Here is a 20,140-nt window from a genome sequence, read left to right as displayed (position 1 = left end):
AACGCTGGCCGAAGCCGGCTATAAAGGGGGATACCATGCTGGACTTGCGTACGCTTTCAAGGCGCGGATTTTTGAACATGAGTGCCGCTGGCGCCGCCTCGGTGATGCTGCCGACAGGCTTTGCCCGCCAGGCATTGGCCGCCTCGGCATTTCCCCCGATCAAGGAAGAAGACGCTGTCGTCGGTTTCGGCCATGTCGGCCCGATCTCCGACGAGGGATGGACCTGGTCCCACCATCAGGGTCTGCTGGCCGTCAAGAAGGCCTATCCCAAACTCAAGAAGGTTCTCGAGGTCGAGAACATTCCCTACTCGGCCGACGCCACACGCACCTATCGCCAGTTCGTCAGCGAGGGCGCCAACATCATCTTCGATACGTCGTCCAACGGCGATTTCCTGCATGAGGTGGTCAAGCGCGCCACCGACGTCGCCTTCATGGAATGCGACGGCCGCGTGACGATGGACAATCTCGGCTGGTATTACCTCGCTCACTGGTATCCGACTTATGTGATCGGTGTGGCCGCCGGCCATCTGTCTAAAACCGGCAAGCTCGGCTACATCGCCTCTTTCCCGGTCGCTTCCGTCTATGCATCGACCAACGCGTTCCTGATGGGCGCTCGCAGCGTCAACCCGAACGCCGTGTTGCAGACCATCGTCATCAACTCGTGGTTCGACCCGCAGGCAGCGACGCAGGCCGGCACGGCATTGATCGACAACGGCTGCGACTTCCTCTTCGGCATCATGGACGAAGCCGGATATCTCCAGGTCGCGGAAAAGCGTGGCGTCTGGGCGGCCATGTGGAACACCGACATCCGCCGCTACGGCCCGAACTCCTATGTCTCGTCCGTGCTGATCGACTTCACCAAATTCTATGTCGACCAGGTCGGCAAGCGTCTCGCCGGCACCTGGACGCCGACCGAGCAGCTGTTTGCTATGGGTGCTGGCGTCGATCGCGACAAATGGGGCGAAAAGGTTCCGACCGACGTCGCGGCGGCGGCCGACGCAGTCCGCCAGAAGATGGTTGGCGGCTGGTCGCCGTTTACCGGAGAGATCAAGGATGCAAGCGGAAAGGTACGGGTTGCTGCCGGCCAGACGATGACCGACCTGGAACTCTACAACTGGGACTGGTCGGTCGAGGGCGTCTCGGGCCTTTCCGGCTGATCCCGGTCGACGACCGCCAATCCGGGACCCGGCCTTGCGGCCGGGTTCGCTGCTTCCCTTCCGGTGCATAATTGATGACTGAAAACGCGATCCGTTTCAAAGCTCCTGCCGGTGCGCCGCCTTTGGTCCAGCTGAAGGGTATCGCCAAGTATTTTCCAGGCGTCGTCGCCAACGAGAATGTCGACCTCGATGTCATGCCCGGTGAGATCCACGCCCTCTTGGGCGAAAACGGCGCCGGCAAGTCGACCCTGATGAACATCCTGACCGGTATCTACCAGCCAGACGCGGGCGAAATTATTATCGACGGCTACGCCAAGCAGTTCGCCACCCCGCTGCAGGCCATCGCTGCGGGCATCGGCATGGTGCATCAGCATTTCAAGCTCGTGCAGGCGTTCACTGTTGCCGAAAACATCCATCTCGGCTGGTCTGAGACACCCCGCCGTGCCTCGGCGCCTGTTCTGGAAGCCCGGACTGAGGCGCTTGCCGAAAAATTCAATCTCCAGACCCGACCGGGCGCGCGGGTGAGCGACCTGTCGACGGGTGAGCAGCAGCGCGTCGAAATCCTGCGCGTGCTTGCCCGCCAGGCGCGCGTGCTGATCCTCGACGAGCCGACGGCAGTGCTGACTCCTGCCGAAGCCCGCGAGCTCTTCAAGGCCTTGCGCAACTTCGTCGCCAACGGCAATGCCGTCATCTTCATCAGCCATAAGCTCGACGAAGTGCTGGAAATCTCCGATCGCATCAGCATCCTGCGCGGCGGCCGCAAGATGGCGACGGTCGAGGCGGCCGAGTGCAATCCGCGCATGCTTGCAAAGCTCATGGTCGGTCGCGATATCGTGCTTGCCGACATGCGCCAGCGCTCGCCGACCGCGGCTGCCATGTCGGCGACACCGGCGCTCAGCCTTGAGCACGTCTCGGCTTCGGGCGACAACGGCAATCAGGCATTGTTCGATGTCTCGCTCGACGTCCGGGCCGGCGAGATCGTCGGCATTGCGGGCGTCGCTGGCAATGGGCAGCGCGAGTTTAGCCAGGTGCTGACAGGCATTCGCCCGCTCAGCGCAGGCCGCATCCTGATCGATGGCAGCACGGTGGAGAATGGCAATGCGGCATTTTTTGCAGATAGCGGCATCGGCCACATTCCGGAAGACCGACTGCACAGCGGCCTGGCGCCGGCGCTGAGCATCACCGTCAATGCCGTCATGCGCGAATACAAGACACCGCGGATCTCGGCAGGAGGCATCTACCGCCCGGCCCCGGCAGCGGCGCTGGCCAAGGAAATTGCCGCCGCTGCCGAGGTGGCCATTCCGGATTTCGCCATGCCGGTCCGCAACCTGTCGGGCGGCAACCAGCAGCGGCTGGTGGCGCGTCGCGAAATGCGGATCGCCCACCGCGTGCTAGTGGCCGCCTATCCCAGCCGCGGCCTCGACGTCGGCGCCATCAACACGATGCTGCGCTATATCGTCGAGCTGCGCGACGCCGGCGCCGGTATCATCCTCATTTCCGAAGAACTTGAGGAACTGTTGAACGTCTCAGACCGGATCGCCGTTCTCTATGAAGGCCGGATCATGGGCATCGTCGATACCGACAACGCCGACCTCGACGAGATCGGCCTGCTCATGGGCGGCCGCGCACCAACCCACGAGGCCGCCTGAGATGGCTGCATCACTTCGCCTTCAGCGTCTGCCGTCCGCGTCGCCCGTCATAGCCTTTGCGGCGCGCGCCGCAGCCATTGTCATTGCCCTCGTCTTTGCCGGTATCGTCCTGTCGCTCACCGGGGCCGATCCTCTCAATCTCGGCCTGCAGGTGCTGAGCGCCAGCTTCGGATCGAGTTTTGGATTGGAGGATCTGGCGCTGCTGCTCATTCCCCTGATCCTCACCGGGCTGTCGGTCGCTGTCGCTCAGCAGATCGGCGCCTGGAATATCGGGGCGGAAGGCCAGTTCTACGCGGGGGCCTTCGGTGCCGCCGCTGTCGGTCTCTTCGTGCCAGGACCGCCGGTCATCATCCTGCCGATGATGTTCGTCGCCGGACTTGTCGGCGGCGCCGCCTGGATCCTCGTGCCGACGCTTGCGCGCGCCTATGCCGGTGTCAACGAGCTGATCACGACGCTACTGCTCAATTTCGTCGCGATCCTGCTCGTCTACTATGTCTCGACGAACGCCTGGCGCGACAAGATGGCGAATTCCGCCACCAAACGACTTTCCGCTGAAATCCCGGACTTCTGGGGCTCAGTCCACTGGGGCCTGCCGATTGCCGTGATCGTCGCGCTGGCCGTCGCGGCCTTGCTGGCGTTCTCGCGCTGGGGCTATGAAGTGCGCCTCGTCGGCTCGAACCCATCGGCGGCGCGCTATGCGGGCATGCCGGTCCGCAGGCATCTGATTACCGTCATGCTGCTCTCCGGTGCCATCGCCGGTCTCGCCGGCATGTTGGAGATCGCTGGCACGGTTCATCGCCTGCAAGGCGGCATCTCCAACAATTACGGCTATCTCGGTATCATGGTCGCGGTTCTCGCCCGCAGTTCGGCCATCGGCGTCATTTTTTCCGCAGCGCTGATGGCCTTCATCCTCAATTCCGGAATTATCCTGCAGACGCAGGGGCTGACGACGTCGACCGTGCTGGCAATCACCGGATTGATCCTGTTTCTGACCGCGATCGGCGACGAACTCGCCCATTACCGCATCGCCCGCGACAAGGCTTGAGGAGACAGAGCATGGACCTTCTGACCGGGCTTTTCACCACGGCGTTTCTTGCCGGCGGCGTGCTGGCGCTAGCCGCCCTCGGCGAGGTGCTGGCGGAACGCGTCGGCGTCGTCAATCTCGGTGTCGAAGGCCTGATGGCCATGGGGGCGCTGACGGCAATTGCCACCGTCGCGTCATTCCCGTCGCCAACGGTCGGTTTTCTCGCGGCGCTCGGCGTCGGCGCTGTCTTCGGCATGATGTTCGCGTTTGCCACCGTGATCCTCAGGGCAAATCAGGTGCTCTGCGGCCTTGCCTTGACACTGATGGGCAATGGTCTCGCCTCCACGATCGGCCGCGCCTATTCCGGCATGCCCGCCCGTGCGGTGTTTGCCGGTATCGAGGTACCGCTTCTCAGTAGCATCCCGATCTTCGGGAAGGCCTTCTTTTCGCAGAACATCCTCGTCTATCTCATCTATATCATCCTGCCGGTCGGGCTCAGCTACCTTATGTTCCGGACCCGCCACGGCCTCAACATGCGGGCTGTCGGCGAAAATCCGGCTGCGGCAGATGCTGCGGGCATTTCCGTCAATCTCATCCGCTTCGTCTACGTGACGGCCGGCTCTGCACTGGCGGCCGGTTCCGGTGCCTATCTGACGCTGACCTTCGTGCCCTCGTGGTCAGATGGCGTCGTCGCCGGTCGCGGCTGGATTGCCGTCGCACTGGTAATCTTTGCCGGCTACCGGCCGATCCCAGCCGTCCTGTCCGGGCTCCTGTTCGGCTTCATCACGGCACTCGGCTTCGTCGGCCAGGCGCGTGGCTGGCCGATTGCGCCGGCCTTTCTGTCGATGCTGCCCTATCTCGGCACCATGGCCTTCATCATCGTGCCGGTGCTCACCTGGCAGCGGATGCGCCGGATCATGGCGGCACCGGCGGCTATCGGCGTGCCCTATTACAGGGATGTGCGCTGATGCAGGAGGCATGCGCTACGCGGGTATTTGTCGATTTAGCGATGGACCAATGGCCCGCAGATCATCAAGATGAGGCGGCAGGCAGTCGATCGAGAAACGGGAGCGCTCCATGAGCAGATGTTCGGACCAGGCAGCCCTTGATCAATGGTATCCGCTCGATACGGAGACGGAGATTCCCTTCGGGACATCGTCGAGCCGCCTGCTTGGCAGCGATCTTGTGGTAACGAGAGAGACGGACGGTTCAATCGCGGTTACGGCAGAAGAGGGTGCTCTTCAGATCATCAAACGCTTCGGCCTTGTCTGGACGACGTTGGGGCAACCGGCCGGCGGCCTCTTTGCGCTGCCGGAGGCTGACGAGGAAGACCGTCGTGTCGTCAACTGCGGTTCCGTGATGGTTCGCGCATCCGGGCTACGGATTGTCGAGAACTTTCTCGACATGGCGCATTTTCCGTTTGTGCACACCGACATTCTGGGCGCCGAGCCCCACACCGAAGTCATGCACTACAATGCCGAGATCCGCCGGGATGTCGACGAGGTCTGGGCAACGAACTGCCAATTCTTCCAGCCGCAGGCCGCCCTATCCGCTACTGGCGGCATCATGACCGACTATATCTACCGCGTCATGACCCCGTTTGCGACGCTGCTCTACAAGACATGCCCGAACGCGGCCAACCGATGGGATGTCATATGCCTGTTCGTCCAGCCGCTCGATCCCGGCCGCTGCCGCGCCCATCCCGTCATGTTCCTAATCGACGATGTCTCGACGACCACCGAGCTGGTGCATTTCCAGCAACTGATCTTCTTGCAGGACCGCATCATTCTCGAAAACCAGCGCCCGGTGCTGTTGCCGATGGAGGCGCGCTCGGAGATCCCGACGCGGGCCGATGCCAGCTCCATCGCCTATCGTCGCTGGCTGAAGGAGAAGGGCATCACCTACGGCACTTCCGCGATGGCAGCGTAGCGCATAACCCATGGATCTTTGCAACCGGACACTGAGCGCCAGCGGTTTTCACACGCCGGAACGCGGCACCATCGATATCCTGCAGGACGTCTTGATCGACATCGACGGTGACGGCCGGATCGAAGCCATAGTCCGGCCAGGCGAACCCAGTTATGACGAAATCCGCCGGGTCCGCGAGACCGACGGGCGGCTCGTCACCCTTTCCCGCACCGCCTACCTCCTGCCGGGCTTCGTCGACCTGCACGTACATGCGCCGCAATACCCGCAACTGGGAAGCGCGCTCGACGTGCCGCTCGAGGTCTGGTTACAGACCTATACCTTCCCGCTCGAGGCCCGCTACCAGAACCTGGCCTTTGCAAGGCGCAGCTATGGACTGCTGGTCGACGACCTGCTGGCGAACGGCACGACCACCGCCCTCTATTTCGCGACAGTCCACCAGGAGGCGACGCGCCTGCTGGTGGATCTCTGCCTCGAGAAAGGCCAGCGGGCATTGATCGGCAAAGTCGCAATGGACAATGCCGACGAGTGCCCGGACTATTATCGCGACGCATCGACCGAGGCGGCTTTGGAGGGCACGCGGGCGCTGGTGGACCATATCCGCAGCCATCCGGACAATGGCGCCGATCGCGTTCTGCCGGTGGTGACGCCACGCTTCATTCCGTCCTGCACGGATGCGACGCTCGAGGGGCTCGGTGCCATCGCCAGTGAATGCGGTTGCCATGTCCAGACCCATTGTTCGGAGAGCGACTGGGCGCATGGCTACGTGCTCGACCGCTACGGGTCTACCGACACCGACATGCTCGACCGGTTCGGCCTGCTCGGGCGCAAGACGGTTCTCGCCCATGCCAATTTCCTGACGGCCGACGACATCGAAACAATCCGCGTCCGCAAGGCCGCCATCGCCCATTGCCCTCTGTCCAACGCCTATTTCGCCAACGCCGTCTTCCCACTCCTGGCAGCGCTCGAAAAAGGCGTTCATGTTGGCTTGGGCACCGATATTTCCGGCGGTCCGAGCGCGTCGATGCTTGAAAATTGCCGAGGCGCCGTCCTTGCCTCGCGCATGTTGCAGAGCGGTGTGGATCCGACACTGGCTGCGGGTGTCCGATCGACCTTCGGTCCCGCACAGATCGATTTTCGCGATGCATTCTACATCGCGACCACAGGGGGTGGGGTGGCCCTCGACCTGCCCATCGGCCAGTTCACGCCCGGCTACAAATTCGACGCCGTCGTCATCGATGTCGAGGCCGAAGGCGGGACGGTGCGCCTTTGGGACGAGTTCGACCACGGTGAGCAGATCCTCCAGAAGATCATCTACACGGCCTCACGGGCAAACGTCTCGGCCGTGTGGGTCGACGGGTTGGACAGGCTGACCGCTGGGTGATCAGCCAGCGGCTCGCCCTACGGGCGCTGCGCGCCGTTTGTCGTGAGATAGACGGCGTAGACAGAGGTCGTCGCTGTTATGAAGAGGCGGTTGCGGCGTGGTCCGCCGAAGGTGAGGTTGGCAACGGTTTGCGGCACCTTGATCTTGCCGAACAAGACACCCTCTGGCGAGAAGCAATGCACACCGTCCGCAGCACTCGACCAAAGGTTGCCCTGGTTATCGAACCGGATGCCATCCGGTATGCCTGCATCGATGTGGCAGAACACCTTCGGGTTCGCAAGGCTGCGGCCGTCGACGACGTCGAAGACCCGGATGTGGCGTGGCGCTGACGGCTCGTGGCTGGCCCCGCTATCGGCAATGTAGAGCTTTGTCTCATCCGGCGAAAAGGCGAGCCCATTTGGCTGCAGGAAGTCGCTGACGACAGCGGTGAGATCGCCGGTTTCGGGATCCAGCCGAAACACGTTGCGCTGGCCCTGCTCTGGATCGGACTTGTAGCCCTCGTAGTCCGACAGGATCCCGTAGGTCGGGTCGGTGAACCAGATCGTCCCGTCCGAGCGGACGATCACATCGTTGGGGGAGTTCAGGCGTCTGCCTTCGAAGCTGTGGGCAAGAACAGTGATGCTGCCATCCACCTCCGTGCGAGTGACGCGGCGTGTGCCGTGCTCGCAGGAGATCAGCCGGCCCTCTCGGTCGCGCGTATTTCCGTTGCTGAAGTTCGAAGCGTGACGGAAAACCGAGACGCCGCCATCCGGCACCCAGCGCATCATCTTCTGGTTCGGAATATCGCTCCACAGAAGATGTTGCGCATCGTCGAACCAGACCGGGCCTTCCGCCCAGCGGCAACCACTGTAGAGCTCTTCCAGCCGGGCACTGCCGACAAACAGCGCCGTAAAGCGTGGGTCGTGAACTTCGAATGGGGATGCGTCGGTCATGAGGATATTCCGCGTTCAGTGATTTCGAAGACTGCGTCCACCGGCGACGACGATGACGCCGATGATGATGAGACCGGTCATGACGAGGCGGATGCCCGCGCCAAAGCCGTAGGTGTTGAGCATGGAGACGACGAGGAACATGAACAGCGACGCGCCCCATATGCCGGCGACATTGCTGTCCCCACCGGCAACCGCCGTGCCGCCAATGACGACGACGGCAATCGACATCAAAAGATATTCCTGGCCCATGTTGAGCGCGGCACCGCCGGAGAAGCTCGCCAGCAGATAGCCGCAGACGGCGGCGAGCACGGCACAGAGCACGTAGGTTGTCAGCCGGACGCCATCGACCGGTATGCCGGCCATGCGCGCAGCATTGATGCTCTGGCCGATTGCGGCGGCCCAGCGCCCATAGACGGTTCTTTGCAGCAGCACATAAGCGAGGAGCGATAGAACGAGCGCGAGGAGCGCGACGTTCGGCAGGCCCAGCGTCGTTCCTGTCGAAAAGCTTGCCAGCGCCTCCGGCGGTTTGATCCGCAGGCCGCGGTTCGTCCAGATGGCGGTCGACTGCACGATGAAGCTCATTGACAGGGTGGCGATGATTGGCGGGATCCTTAGGAGCTTGATCAGCGCGTAATTGCCGAGCCCCACTGCTAGGCCGACGGCGACAGCCACCAGCAGGCCCATGGCGATCAGCGCGTTTTCGCCCGCCATGAATTTCAGCGCGACTGTGCCCGACAGCGTCATCGTTGCGGGCACGCACAGATCGATATTGCCCGGGCCGAGGGTGATGACGAACATCTGACCGACGCCGACCACGATCGAGAACGCGGCGAAGGTCAGCGCTGCCTGGCTGAGACCCAATGTGCTGGCGCCGCCGGTAAACAGGATGGTGACGAACCAGACGACGAAGGCAGCGACGAAGGACCAGATCCATGGCTTGCGCATGAGCGAGGTGAGGATTGTCATGCGCGCTTCTCCCTTTTTTCCATGCGGTTGAGCAGCAGTCGCAGCCCGAGCACGACGATAAGGATCGCCCCCTGCGCGCCGATCTGCCAATCCGACGAAATGCGCAGGAACGACAGGAACGAGCCCGCAAGTGTCAAGGTCAGCGCGCCGATGACTGCACCGATGGGCGAAACGCGGCCGCCGACGAACTCCCCGCCGCCGAGGATGACACCGGCAATCGACAACAGCGTGTAGCGCAACGCAATGTTGGCATCGGCCGACGTCGCCAGGCCGACAAGGGCAATTCCGGCCAGAATGGCGAAAAAGGCGGCCAGCGCATAGGTCGCTGCCCTTGCCGCTAGGATCGACCAGCCGGCGCGCTCGACAGAACGTGCGTTGCCGCCGACGCCGCGCAGGATGACGCCGAACGAGGAGCGCATAATGAGGAAATGCGAGAACAGCGCGATGATGACGCTGGCGACGATGGCCATCGGCACCAGCGGCGGCTTTGACGTCATAACCGCCCTCGCCCAGTCCGGCGCATGCCCTCCCGGTGCCGGCAGCAGCAGGATGGCCAGTCCGCTCCAGACGAAGCTCATGCCGAGCGTGACGACGATGGATGGCAGGTCGCGGATGTGGATGAGCACGCCGAGACCGGCATAGACAGCGACGGCGGCCAGCAGAATGGCGATGCCCAGTGCCGGATCGGATTGCAGGAAGGTCGCCGTGACGCAGGCGATGAAGCTGACGAACGAGCCCATGGAGAGATCGAGATCGTTGACGGTCATGACCAGCATCTGGGCGATTGTCGCGAGTGCAATCGGAACCGCCAGATTGAACAGCAGGTTCAGGCCGATGTAGCTCATCGCACGTGGCTGCAGATAGAAGACTGAAATGAGCAGGATTGTCAGCGACAGGGCGGGAATGACGAGGCGGATGGTATCCGAAGACAGGCGAAGCTTCATGCCGCCACTCCCGTGAAGGAGGCTGATAGAATGTTTTCCTCGGTCACTTCGGGGCCGACGAGTTCGCGGACGATGACGCCTTCGTTAAAAACGAAAACGCGGTCGCAAAGACTGACCTCTTCCATCTCCGTCGAATACCACACGAAGGTCCGTCCCTTGGCCGCTTCAGCCCTGATGATGGCGTAGACTTCCTGCTTGGTGCCGACATCGACACCGCGCATCGGATCGTCCATGAGCACGACGGGCGCAGTCGTTGCCAGCGCGCGGGCGAAAAGCACCTTCTGCTGGTTGCCGCCTGAGAGCGACAGAATGCGATTGTCCATGTCCTTGGTGCGGATCTCGATCCTTTCCTTCCACGACATGCCGAGCGTCTCTTCCTTAGCGTCTCGCAGCATTCCGCCCGGAGACAGGTCGTTGAGATTGGCAATGGTGAGGTTCTTCAGAATGCTCCATAGCGGAAAGACACCGTTGAGAGCGCGGTCGCCGGCAACGAAGGTCACCTCGGCATCGCGCCGCCGCATCCAGTTGCCGGTGCGCGCCAGATAAAGCTCGAGGAGGATATCCGTCTGTCCATGGCCCCCGAGCCCTGCCAGTCCGACGAGTTCGCCCGGGAACGCGCTGAACGGCAATCCCTTGCCTTTGCGTGGGGGAGCTGACAGCAGAGGCGGGGCTTGGTGTGCCCGGGCGCGCGCCGGCGCGGCGTCGCGTGCCTTGACGACACTGCCCATGACGGCCACCAGGCTGTGATGATCGAATGCAGCGGACGGTTTCTCGGCGACGACCTTGCCGTCCTTCATGACGATGACCCGGTCGGTTGCCGACAGGATTTCACCGAGGATATGGGAGATCAGGATGATCGACCCGCCGTTTTTCACGAAGACACGCACATAGGCGAGCAATTGCGCCGCAAGGCTTGCGTCCAGTGACGAGGTGGGCTCATCGAGGATCACCAGCTTGACCGGAGTGGAGATAGTGGAGAATGCCGTGGCGATCTCGACCATCTGCCGTTCGGCAATCGAGAGGTCGCCGATGGTGGCTTCCGGCTTGATGCCATGGCCTGGGAAAATCGCATCCAGAGACTGGCTGATGATGGCGGCGGCACGCCTGCGCCAACCCCAGCCGGTCAAGCCGCGATGCATGACGCGGGTGTTCTCGATGACGGTCAGGTTGGGACAAAGCGACAATTCCTGGAAAACGCATCGCACGCCGTGGCTTCGCGCGGCAGCGATACCGTAGCGCTCGATCTTCTCGCCACCGCAACTGACGCTACCGGAATGCAGTGTCAGCCCGCCGTTGATGATGTTGACGATTGTCGATTTCCCCGCGCCGTTGTGACCGACGAGGCCGACGCATTCGCCGGCGGCAATACGGATGGTTACGCCGTCCAGCGCCTTGACTGCGCCGAAATGCACCTTGGCGTCGCTCACCTCAACGACGGCCGGGCCGTGCGTTTTCACGTCCATGACTGGATCTCCCTCTGAAGGACCGGCCGCCCGAGGTCAATCGGGCGGCGCAAGGCGGTGGGAGGATGGGTTTTACTTGCTGTCGGCGATGACTTTCTGCGTATCGGCCAGCGAGTACTCGACATTGGCGACACCCCCCGAGGGGGTGGTCGCAAGGTTGGCCTCGAGATTGTCCTGGTTGATTGTCAGGAACGGCACCACCAGGTCCTTCTTCACGGTCTTTCCGTCGAGGATCTGTTGCGCGACCCAGAAGGCCAGCGTCGAAACGCCGGGAGCGATGGACACCGACATGGTTTCGTACTTGGTGGCGTCCTTCTGCTTCTTCCACCAGACGAGTTCATCCTGGCGATTGCCCATGACGATGGTCGGGATGGGACGTTTTGCCGCCTCGAAGGCCTGGGCCGCGCCATAACCGTCGCCACCCTGTGTCACGACGGCTGCCACTTCCGGCAGGCTCGGCAGGATGCCGGCAACGGCCTTCTGCGCAACATCCTGCGCCCAGTCGCCGTGAACCGAGCCGACGATCTTGAACTGCGGAAATTTGGCGACGCCCGCATGGATACCGGCGGAGATTTCATCGTCGACGGAGACGCCGGCAAGGCCGCGGATCTCAAGCAGGTTACCACCGGCGGGGATCTTCTTGGCGAGGTAGTCGACCTGGCTTTCGCCCATGCCGTTGAAGTCGACGGCGATGCGCCAGGCACAGGGTTCGGTCACGATGCCGTCGAACGAGACGACGACGATGCCGGCATCGCAGGCCTCCTTGATGGCGCCATTCAGCGCCGTCGGCGACGCCGCATCGATGACGATGGCGTTGTAACCCTGAAGGATCATGTTCTGGATCTGGGCTGCCTGCTCGGTCGCCTGGTTTTCAGACGTGGTGAATGGGTCTGCGGCAGCGACGACGCCGGACTTGACGGCTTCGCCGGTGACCTTTTCCCAGCTGGTCAGCATGGCCTGGCGCCACGAGTTTCCGGCGTAATTGTTGGACAGCGCAATCTTCTTGGCGGACGTGTCGGCCATGGCAGCTGCGGGCAGCGCCACGCAGGCAAGCGTTACCGACGTCAGAAGCAGATTTCTGAAATTCATTGTCTCTCTCCCTGTTGACCCGAAATCCCCTCCCGGGCGGATAGTTTGTGTCAAACGTCGAGTTCCTCCTCTCGACCCCATCAGGATGTTATAGATTGGCGGGGTTGTATAGTAACAATGCGGCATTGCATTTGCGGCAATTCCTGTAATTGCTGCGGGATCCTGCAGGACGGGGTGCCACCACCTGGCGCTTACTGGGCAGAACGGACTGAGCCGCGACCTGGGAGGGAACGGCTGGAGGAGGAACCATGCTCAAGTTGGCGCCCTCGGCGCTTCTCGACCATTATCTCGGAATTTCCCGCGTGCTGGCGGGACAGCTGGAGTTCCGCTCTGCCATTCGCGCGGTGGCAGCGGAGATCTCCCATATCATTCCCCACGATCATCTGGACGTCTGCATCATCATGCATGGCGGCAAGTATCACACCGCCTACGAGACCGGCATTGAAACCGCATGGGGCAACAACCCGCCGGCGCTGGTGTCGGGAAGCCCCATCCGCAGCCTTCTCTGGGGCGAGGTCGGCTACCTCCTGACCGACGATGCCTGCGTCGATCCGCGCTTCAACTTCGACGGTGCCTTCGTGCGCCCAATCTTCGACCAAGCCCTGCGCAGCCGCCTGCATGTTCCGCTCAAGGTCGAGGGTGACGTGATCGGCGCGCTCAGCTGCTCGGCGCACGCCGTTGCACTTTATGGCCTCGACGACGTGGCCAATGCACGGTCGATCGCAGACCTGCTGTCGCCCTATTTTTTCGCCTTGCGCGCCGCCGAGCAGGCCCAGCAATGGGCGATCGTCGAGGCGGAAGCGCGAGCCCGCGAAGAGGGCCTGCGGCTCGGCGCGCTCAAGTTGACCGAGGCGCTGGAACTGGAGCGCCAGCGGATCGGCATGGATCTTCACGACCAGACATTGGCGGACCTGACCCGACTGTCGCGGCGCCTGGAGAGGTTGACCCACGAGCAGAAGATCTCCGGCGAGGCGCTGGAGCCGCTGGCCCGCAGTCTGCAGCATTGCATGCAGGACCTTCGCCAGATCATCGAGGAGGCCAAGCCCTCCGTGCTGCAGCTGTTCGGTTTTGCGCAGGCAGTCGAAAACGAGCTGGATCGTTCGATCCGGGATAGCGGGTTGTCAATAGCCCAAAAGCTCGTCGACAACACCGGCGGGGTAATCGACAGACTGGAGCCGACGGTTAGCATAGCGCTGTTCAGGATCGTGCAGGAAGCCATCAACAATGCTGTGCGTCACGCGCAGGCCGACCACATCACCGTAACGCTGACGGGCCGGGCGGACGGCATTTCCATCGAGGTACGCGATGACGGCATCGGTATCGACAGGCCGGGCCGCCGCCGTGGCGCCGGCATCGACAATATGCAGACGCGCGCGCAGCTGATTTCCGCTGGATTTTCCGTCGGCGACGGGCGCCAAGCCCGCGGCTCCGTCGTGTCCATCCACCTGCCCATCGCAGAACAGCCGTCCCCTCGTGACGGCAAATCGAGGCTGCACGCATGAAAGTTCTGATTGTCGAGGACGATCCCCTGCATCGCTCCTATCTCCACGAGGCAATCGGCGCCTCCCTGCCGGAATGCGAAACAATCCTGGAGGCGCAGAACGGCAAGGAGGGCGAGAAGCTGGCGCGGGAAAACAAATCCGCCCATGTCGTCATGGATCTGCAAATGAACAACCGCAACGGCATCGAAGCCGCGCGAACGATCTGGAACGAGCGGCCGGACACGCGCATCCTCTTTTGGTCGAACTATTCCGACGAGGCCTATGTGCGCGGCGTATCGCGTATCGTGCCGGATGGAGCCGCCTATGGCTACGTTCTCAAGTCGGCCTCCGACGAACGTCTGAGGCTGGCGTTGCGCAGCATCTTCATCGAGGCGCAATGCGTCATCGACCGCGAGGTTCGCGGCATGCAGCAGAAGAGCCTCGGCCAAGCAAAGGGGTTCAGCGATACGGAATACGAAATCCTGGTGGACATAGCTTTGGGGCTGACCGACCGCACGATCGCCCGCCGGCGAAACCTATCGCTGCGCAGCGTCCAGAACAGGCTGCAGCAACTCTACGAAAAGCTTGAGGTTTACCAAAATTCCGCCGAGGATCATGAGGACGGTCGCTTCAATCTGAGGGCCAGGGCGGTGACCGTCGCAATGTTGCGCAAATTGTTGAACTACAGTGCCCTGGAGCGCGCAGAGACGGAACTCTCCGAATGGCTTGCCTCCCTGTGAGCCGCGCCGGAGTGAACATCTGAGCGACTGGCAATTCCCGATGGCCTCGCGCCGTAAAAGTCTGAAGACAAGGAGTTATAAAATGGCAAAGGAAATTTTCTGCAGCTTCGGCATCGATGTCGATGCGGTCGCCGGCTGGCTCGGCTCCTACGGGGGCGAGGATTCGCCGGACGATATTTCGCGCGGGCTTTTCGCCGGTGAAGTTGGCAGCCCACGGCTTGTGAAGCTGTTCGACCGGTTCGGCATCAAGACGACCTGGTTCATTCCCGGCCATTCCATCGAAACCTTTCCAGAGCAGATGAAGGCCGTCGCGGATGCCGGCCACGAGATCGGCATCCACGGCTACACCCATGAAAATCCGATCGCCATGACGCGCGAGCAGGAGGTCGAGGTGCTCGACCACTGCATCGATCTCGTTACCAAGCTCTCCGGCAAGCGACCGACCGGCTATGTCGCACCATGGTGGGAATTCTCCAACGTCACCAACGAATTGCTGCTGGAGCGCGGTATCAAGTATGACCACTCCCTGATGCACAACGACTTTACACCCTATCGCGTCCGCGTCGGCGACAGCTGGACGAAGATCGATTACTCGAAGAAGCCGTCGGAGTGGATGGTACCATTGAAGCGCGGCCAGGAAACCGACCTCATCGAGATCCCCGCCTCCTGGTATCTCGACGACCTGCCGCCGATGATGTTCATCAAGAAGTCGCCCAACAGCCACGGCTTCGTCAACCCGCACGACATCGAGCAAATGTGGCGCGACCAGTTCGACTGGGTCTACCGCGAGATGGACTATGCGGTCTTTCCGATCACCATTCACCCCGATGTCGCCGGGCGCCCTCAGGTGCTGATGATGCTGGAGCGCCTGTTTGCCCATATGAGCAAGCACCCCGGCGTCAAATTCGTCACCATGAACGAGATCGCCGACGATTTCGCGGCCCGCTTTCCGCGCAAATCCTAGAAGGCGGACAGATCGATGTGCTCGCTTTGCGGCATTCTCGGGGGCAACGAGCATTGGGCCGATGCCATTGCCCGTCCCGGCGTCTACACGCGCAACACCGAGCGCATCGATCGGCGGCGGGAAAGGGCGGCGCGCGTGCGCATCGCCAACCGCGTGCTGGCGGCCTTCGGCCTTTCCCTCTCGGACTGGCAGGGCACATCGTTTCTGCTGTCCACCCGGACCGGCAAAACCGAGATCATCGAGGATCTCGGCCATTTGTGGCCGGCAGCCGAGACGCTGGCGGGCAGGCCGCTCGATCCGCTGGCGCTACCGTTGCTCGACAGGCTGGAGGCGGAGGCGAATGGCTGATGATTACCCCGCCTTCACGCCGGTCAATCTCCTGACCGGCTTTCTGGGCTCGGGCAAGACCACACTGCTTCGCCGTATGCTGGGGGATCCGGCCATGGCCAACACCGCCGTTTTGATCAACGAATTCGGGGAAATCGGCCTTGATCATCACCTGCTCGAGCGGATCGACGAGACCATGGTGCTGCTGCAATCGGGCTGTCTCTGCTGCACCGTGCGCGGCGAACTGGCCGAGGCACTGCGCGACCTCCACGCCAAGCGAGACGAGGGTCTCGTGCCCGCCTTCGACCGCGTCGTCATCGAAAGCACCGGCCTTGCCGATCCCTTTCCCGTATTGTCGACTCTGAAGGCCGACCCGGTTCTGCGCCATCACTTCAAGGCAGCGACCACCATCGCAACGGTCGATGCCGTTAACGCGACTGTGCAGCGCAGCCGTGCGGAATTCGCGCGCCAAGTGTCGGTTGCCGACCGTATCGTGCTCACCAAGACCGACCTTTCATCACTGTCACAGGAAGACAGTGCGGTTGCGGCCATCCGCGCGCTCAATCCGGATGCGACGATCCTGCGCGGCGCTGGTGACGATCTCGATCTACGACGTCTGCTGGTCGATGATGCCAGCGGAGAGATGAGCCTGTTCCGCTGCGACGAGCCGCTGGTCGGCGATGGTTCGATCCACACGGGAAAAATCCAATCCTTCGTTCTTAAGGCAGAGACCGCAGTCGATTGGACCGCCTTCGGCATATGGCTGACGATGCTGCTCAATCGCCATGGGGACAGGATCCTCCGGGTAAAAGGCATCCTCAATGTCGCCGGCGAGCCCCGGCCCGTCGCCATCCACGGCGTCCAGTATCTCGTGCATCCGCCAACACATATGCAGGCCTGGCCCTCGCAGGACCGTCATTCGGCCGTTGTCTTCATCGTCGACGGCATCGACCCTTCTCTGATCGTTCGATCCTTCCAAGCCTTCAATGCCCTCGGCTGACGCCTGATCGTCTCGCCTGCCCATATAATCGTCATCTGCCACCGAAACTGTGTGCAGTTTTGACTGCTGATCCAAATAACCCAGAGATTTCAACCCCAAAAAACTGGCACGGGGTTTGCTTGTCTTATTTCAGAGTTGGTGGCTAGGGTTCCGGCGCTATCATGGCGTGCTGGTCCGAGAGCTACCACCGGTCGGGAGAGAAATCCCGCCGGGTGCACGGCGGGAGAAAAGCCCGGGAGACCTCGTTAGCCAAGGGATTGGCTGCGTGAGTCTGTGCCAATCCCTTTTTGAGTTAAAGCAAAAGGGGAATTGTCATGCAGAGCATTTCGAAAGCATTTTCCGTCGCGGCCTTGGCTGCCTCTCTGGCCATCGGCCTTGCACAGGGTGCGGCTGCCGCTCCGAAAACAGAATTCAAGGTCGCCTGGTCGATCTATGTCGGCTGGATGCCGTGGGGCTATGCGGCAGATCACGGCATTGTCAAGAAATGGGCCGACAAATACCGCATCAAGATCGATGTCACGCAGTTCAACGACTATGTCGAATCGATGAACCAGTACACCGCAGGCGCCTTCGATGCGGTCACCCTCACCAATATGGACGGCCTGTCGATCCCGGCCGCCGGCGGCGTGGACACTACGGCTGTCATCGTCGGCGACTTCTCCAACGGCAATGACGCGGTTATCCTCAAAAGCAAGGACAAGCTCGCCGACATCAAGGGGCAGCCCGTCAATCTCGTCCAGTACTCGGTCTCCGAATATCTGCTGGCTCGCGCATTGCAGAGCCTCAACCTGACGGAAGCGGACATCAAGGTCGTCAACACCTCCGACGCCGATATGGTTGCCGCCTACAAGACAGCCGACGTCTCGGCAGTTGTCACCTGGAACCCACTGGTCTCGACCATTCTCGAAGACCCGACGGCCAAGAAGGTTTTCGACAGCTCGCAGATCCCGGGCGAGATCATGGATCTCATGGTCGCCAACTCCACCGTGCTGAAGGAAAACCCGAATTTCGGCAAGGCTCTTGCTGGCATCTGGTACGAAACGGCAGCCTTGATGACGGCCGAAAACGACGAAGGAAAGGCAGCCCGTCTCGCGATGGGAACAGCGTCCGGCACCGATCTCAAGGGCTTCGAATCACAACTCGCCGCCACCAAGCTCTTTTCCAAGCCTTCCGACGCGGTGACCTTTACGGCTTCGGCCACCCTGCCGAAGACCATGGATCTCGTCCGCAACTTCCTCTTCACCAAGGGCCTGCTGGGCAGCGGTGCGGCATCCGCCGATGTCATCGGCATTGAAATGCCGGACGGCAAGGTGCTCGGCGACAAGGGCAACGTCAAGCTCCGCTTCACCGAAACCTACATGAAGGCCGCGGCCGACGGCGCGCTCTGACCGCCATGCAGGAGCGGCGCGCCCGTGCCGCTCCCGTCCACTCGAAACGCGGAGCCAACGCCTTGCGATGGATCAACACCAAGCCCAGCCCGGGTGCCCGGCTGGCATTGACACTGCTGCCATTCGCCCTGCTTGCGGTCGCCTATACCGTAGGGTCGGTTACGCGGCTCGCCGAGAATGCCAATGACAAGCTCTTGCCCGGCCTTACGCAATTTGCCGATGCGATAAACCGGATCGCCTTTCTGCCGGATACGCGCACCGGCGACTATCTCTTCTGGGGCGATACCGCCGCAAGCCTTGAGCGTCTTCTGGCCGGCCTGGGGATCGCGACGGGGATTGCGCTAGCAATCGGCATGGCGATCGGCATGCTGCCTTATCTCCGCGCATTGCTTTCGCCCTTCGTCGCCGTCATCTCCATGGTGCCGCCATTGGCGCTGCTTCCGATCCTGTTTATTGTGCTGGGGCTTGGCGAAACGTCGAAGATTGCCCTCATCGTGATCGGGATCGCGCCGACGATGATCCGTGACCTCGCCCTCCATGCGCTCGAGCTGCCCCGCGAGCAGATCGTCAAGGCGGAGACGCTCGGGGGCTCGTCCTGGCAGATCGCCCTGCGCGTCGTGCTGCCGCAGATCCTGCCACGCCTGATCATCAGCATCAGGCTGCAGCTCGGCCCGGCCTGGCTGTTCCTCATCGCTGCCGAGGCGATTTCGTCCGATGCCGGGCTCGGCTACCGGATATTTCTGGTGCGCCGTTATCTCTCGATGGACGTGATCTTTCCCTATGTCGTCTGGATCACGCTTTTGGCCGTCATCGCCAATGTCCTGCTCGATCAGATCCGCATCGCCGTCTTTCCCTGGTCCGCACTGGAGAAACAGGGATGAGCGCACTGGTCATCGAAAACGTCTGGAAAGAATACGGCGATCAGATCGTCCTGGAGAACGTCTCGCTGACGGTCGAGCCGCGCGCCTTCGTGGCCCTTGTCGGCCCGTCCGGCTGCGGCAAGAGCACGTTCCTGCGCATGCTGCTCGGACAGGAGCAGCCGACGCGCGGACGCATCTTGCTGGATGGAACGCCGCTGCCGTCTGAACCCGGACGCGATCGCGGCGTCGTCTTCCAGCGCTATTCGGTCTTCCCGCATCTAACCGTGCTCGGAAACGTGCTCCTCGGCAAGGAAATGACCGCCTCGCCGCTCACGGCAAAGCTCAGGGGCGCCTCGCGCCGGCGGGCGATAGAGGAGGCACGGGCGCTGATCGCGGAAGTCGGGCTTTCCACATCGGAAACCAAATATCCAGCCCAGCTGTCCGGCGGCATGCAGCAACGCCTCGCCCTTGCGCAGGCGCTGATCATGACACCGAAGGTGCTGCTTCTCGACGAGCCCTTCGGCGCGCTCGATCCCGGCATCCGCGCGGAAATCCACACGCTGATGAAGCGCCTCTGGCATGAGACGCAGATGACCGTCGTCATGGTGACCCACGACATGCGGGAGGCCTTCACGCTCGCCACGCGAGTCATTGCCTTCGAGCGGCCGCGCGATCGGCCGGAGGAGAAAATCCGCTACGGCGCGACGATCACCAACGACATCTCGATCTGGCCGCCGCGGCGCGCCGGATCATCGATAGCATCCAGCCCTGACCGGGACGGCCCGGTTCCCTCTCTGGGCCCTCGCCAGGACGACCTGGCAATCCGTGAGACAGAGGAGAAATAGC

General features: G+C 62.2%; 19 protein-coding genes and 1 riboswitch. Of the genes, 14 read left to right on the top strand and 5 right to left on the bottom strand.

The window, feature by feature from the left end:
• Positions 1-35 precede the first annotated feature (35 nt).
• The 6 genes from J5278_RS23270 (at position 36) to guaD (ending at position 7,140) form a co-directional block, all read left to right on the top strand.
• On the top strand, positions 36-1,157 hold the full coding sequence (locus J5278_RS23270) for a BMP family ABC transporter substrate-binding protein (protein ID WP_209187998.1): 1,122 nt from the start codon (positions 36-38) through the stop codon (positions 1,155-1,157).
• Positions 1,158-1,231: 74 nt separating this feature from the next.
• Complete coding sequence (locus J5278_RS23265; RefSeq protein ID WP_219258515.1) at positions 1,232-2,806, top strand: ABC transporter ATP-binding protein; 1,575 nt, start codon at positions 1,232-1,234, stop codon at positions 2,804-2,806.
• A gap of 1 nt (position 2,807) precedes the next feature.
• A complete protein-coding gene (locus J5278_RS23260; RefSeq protein ID WP_209187999.1) occupies positions 2,808-3,851 on the top strand; it encodes an ABC transporter permease in 1,044 nt (347 codons plus the stop codon).
• 11 nt (positions 3,852-3,862) lie between these two features.
• The gene (locus J5278_RS23255) at positions 3,863-4,798 is read left to right on the top strand and encodes an ABC transporter permease (RefSeq protein WP_142831379.1); all 936 of its coding nucleotides are present in this window, start codon (positions 3,863-3,865) and stop codon (positions 4,796-4,798) included.
• 109 nt (positions 4,799-4,907) lie between these two features.
• Positions 4,908-5,759 (top strand): aromatic ring-hydroxylating dioxygenase subunit alpha, encoded by an 852-nt coding sequence (locus J5278_RS23250; protein ID WP_219258514.1) that lies wholly within the window; start codon positions 4,908-4,910, stop codon positions 5,757-5,759.
• A gap of 10 nt (positions 5,760-5,769) precedes the next feature.
• Positions 5,770-7,140, top strand: coding sequence for a guanine deaminase (gene guaD, locus J5278_RS23245; protein WP_142831377.1), 1,371 nt, complete (start codon positions 5,770-5,772; stop codon positions 7,138-7,140).
• Positions 7,141-7,157: 17 nt separating this feature from the next.
• On the opposite strand, the gene J5278_RS23240 is transcribed toward guaD, so the two are convergent.
• From J5278_RS23240 to J5278_RS23220, 5 genes are all read right to left on the bottom strand, one after another.
• Positions 7,158-8,072, bottom strand: coding sequence for an SMP-30/gluconolactonase/LRE family protein (locus J5278_RS23240; protein WP_142831376.1), 915 nt, complete (start codon positions 8,070-8,072; stop codon positions 7,158-7,160).
• 15 nt (positions 8,073-8,087) lie between these two features.
• Positions 8,088-9,038 carry an ABC transporter permease gene (locus J5278_RS23235; RefSeq protein ID WP_142831375.1) on the bottom strand — a complete coding sequence of 317 codons (951 nt, stop codon included), beginning with the start codon at positions 9,036-9,038 and terminating at the stop codon, positions 8,088-8,090.
• Positions 9,035-9,982, bottom strand: coding sequence for an ABC transporter permease (locus J5278_RS23230; RefSeq protein ID WP_219258513.1), 948 nt, complete (start codon positions 9,980-9,982; stop codon positions 9,035-9,037). Before J5278_RS23230 ends, J5278_RS23235 begins: the two co-directional genes overlap by 4 nt.
• A complete protein-coding gene (locus J5278_RS23225) occupies positions 9,979-11,445 on the bottom strand; it encodes an ATP-binding cassette domain-containing protein (RefSeq protein WP_219258511.1) in 1,467 nt (488 codons plus the stop codon). Before J5278_RS23225 ends, J5278_RS23230 begins: the two co-directional genes overlap by 4 nt.
• Positions 11,446-11,517: 72 nt before the next feature.
• Positions 11,518-12,534: an ABC transporter substrate-binding protein gene (locus J5278_RS23220; RefSeq protein WP_219258509.1), complete on the bottom strand. Its 1,017-nt coding sequence runs from the start codon at positions 12,532-12,534 to the stop codon at positions 11,518-11,520.
• A 248-nt stretch (positions 12,535-12,782) separates the two neighbouring features.
• Between J5278_RS23220 and J5278_RS23215 the strand changes: the two genes are divergently transcribed.
• The 8 genes from J5278_RS23215 to J5278_RS23180 all read left to right on the top strand — a co-directional run bounded on the left by J5278_RS23215 (position 12,783) and on the right by J5278_RS23180 (position 20,139).
• Positions 12,783-14,036 carry a sensor histidine kinase gene (locus tag J5278_RS23215; protein ID WP_142831371.1) on the top strand — a complete coding sequence of 418 codons (1,254 nt, stop codon included), beginning with the start codon at positions 12,783-12,785 and terminating at the stop codon, positions 14,034-14,036.
• Entirely contained in the window at positions 14,033-14,755 is a 723-nt protein-coding gene (locus J5278_RS23210; RefSeq protein ID WP_111221423.1) for a response regulator transcription factor, read from the top strand. The genes J5278_RS23215 and J5278_RS23210 overlap by 4 nt, the downstream gene beginning before the upstream one ends.
• 82 nt (positions 14,756-14,837) lie before the next feature.
• A complete protein-coding gene (locus J5278_RS23205) occupies positions 14,838-15,719 on the top strand; it encodes a polysaccharide deacetylase (protein WP_142831370.1) in 882 nt (293 codons plus the stop codon).
• A 15-nt stretch (positions 15,720-15,734) separates the two neighbouring features.
• Positions 15,735-16,067 (top strand): hypothetical protein, encoded by a 333-nt coding sequence (locus J5278_RS23200; protein WP_142831369.1) that lies wholly within the window; start codon positions 15,735-15,737, stop codon positions 16,065-16,067.
• On the top strand, positions 16,060-17,046 hold the full coding sequence (locus J5278_RS23195) for a GTP-binding protein (RefSeq protein ID WP_209188003.1): 987 nt from the start codon (positions 16,060-16,062) through the stop codon (positions 17,044-17,046). Before J5278_RS23200 ends, J5278_RS23195 begins: the two co-directional genes overlap by 8 nt.
• Positions 17,047-17,177: 131 nt before the next feature.
• A riboswitch (guanidine-I (ykkC/yxkD leader) is annotated at positions 17,178-17,287 on the top strand.
• A 73-nt stretch (positions 17,288-17,360) separates the two neighbouring features.
• The gene (locus J5278_RS23190) at positions 17,361-18,434 is read left to right on the top strand and encodes a putative urea ABC transporter substrate-binding protein (protein ID WP_143123290.1); all 1,074 of its coding nucleotides are present in this window, start codon (positions 17,361-17,363) and stop codon (positions 18,432-18,434) included.
• 62 nt (positions 18,435-18,496) lie between these two features.
• Positions 18,497-19,315 (top strand): ABC transporter permease, encoded by an 819-nt coding sequence (locus J5278_RS23185; RefSeq protein ID WP_143123291.1) that lies wholly within the window; start codon positions 18,497-18,499, stop codon positions 19,313-19,315.
• The gene (locus J5278_RS23180) at positions 19,312-20,139 is read left to right on the top strand and encodes an ABC transporter ATP-binding protein (RefSeq protein WP_142831365.1); all 828 of its coding nucleotides are present in this window, start codon (positions 19,312-19,314) and stop codon (positions 20,137-20,139) included. Before J5278_RS23185 ends, J5278_RS23180 begins: the two co-directional genes overlap by 4 nt.
• The last annotated feature ends 1 nt before the right edge of the window (position 20,140 follow it).

This window comes from Rhizobium sp. B21/90 (genome assembly GCF_019355815.1).
In the GTDB taxonomy this organism is placed as follows: domain Bacteria; phylum Pseudomonadota; class Alphaproteobacteria; order Rhizobiales; family Rhizobiaceae; genus Rhizobium; species Rhizobium rhododendri.
Note: the sequence above shows the minus strand (reverse complement) of the source record. Positions and strands in the feature narration are given on the sequence as shown.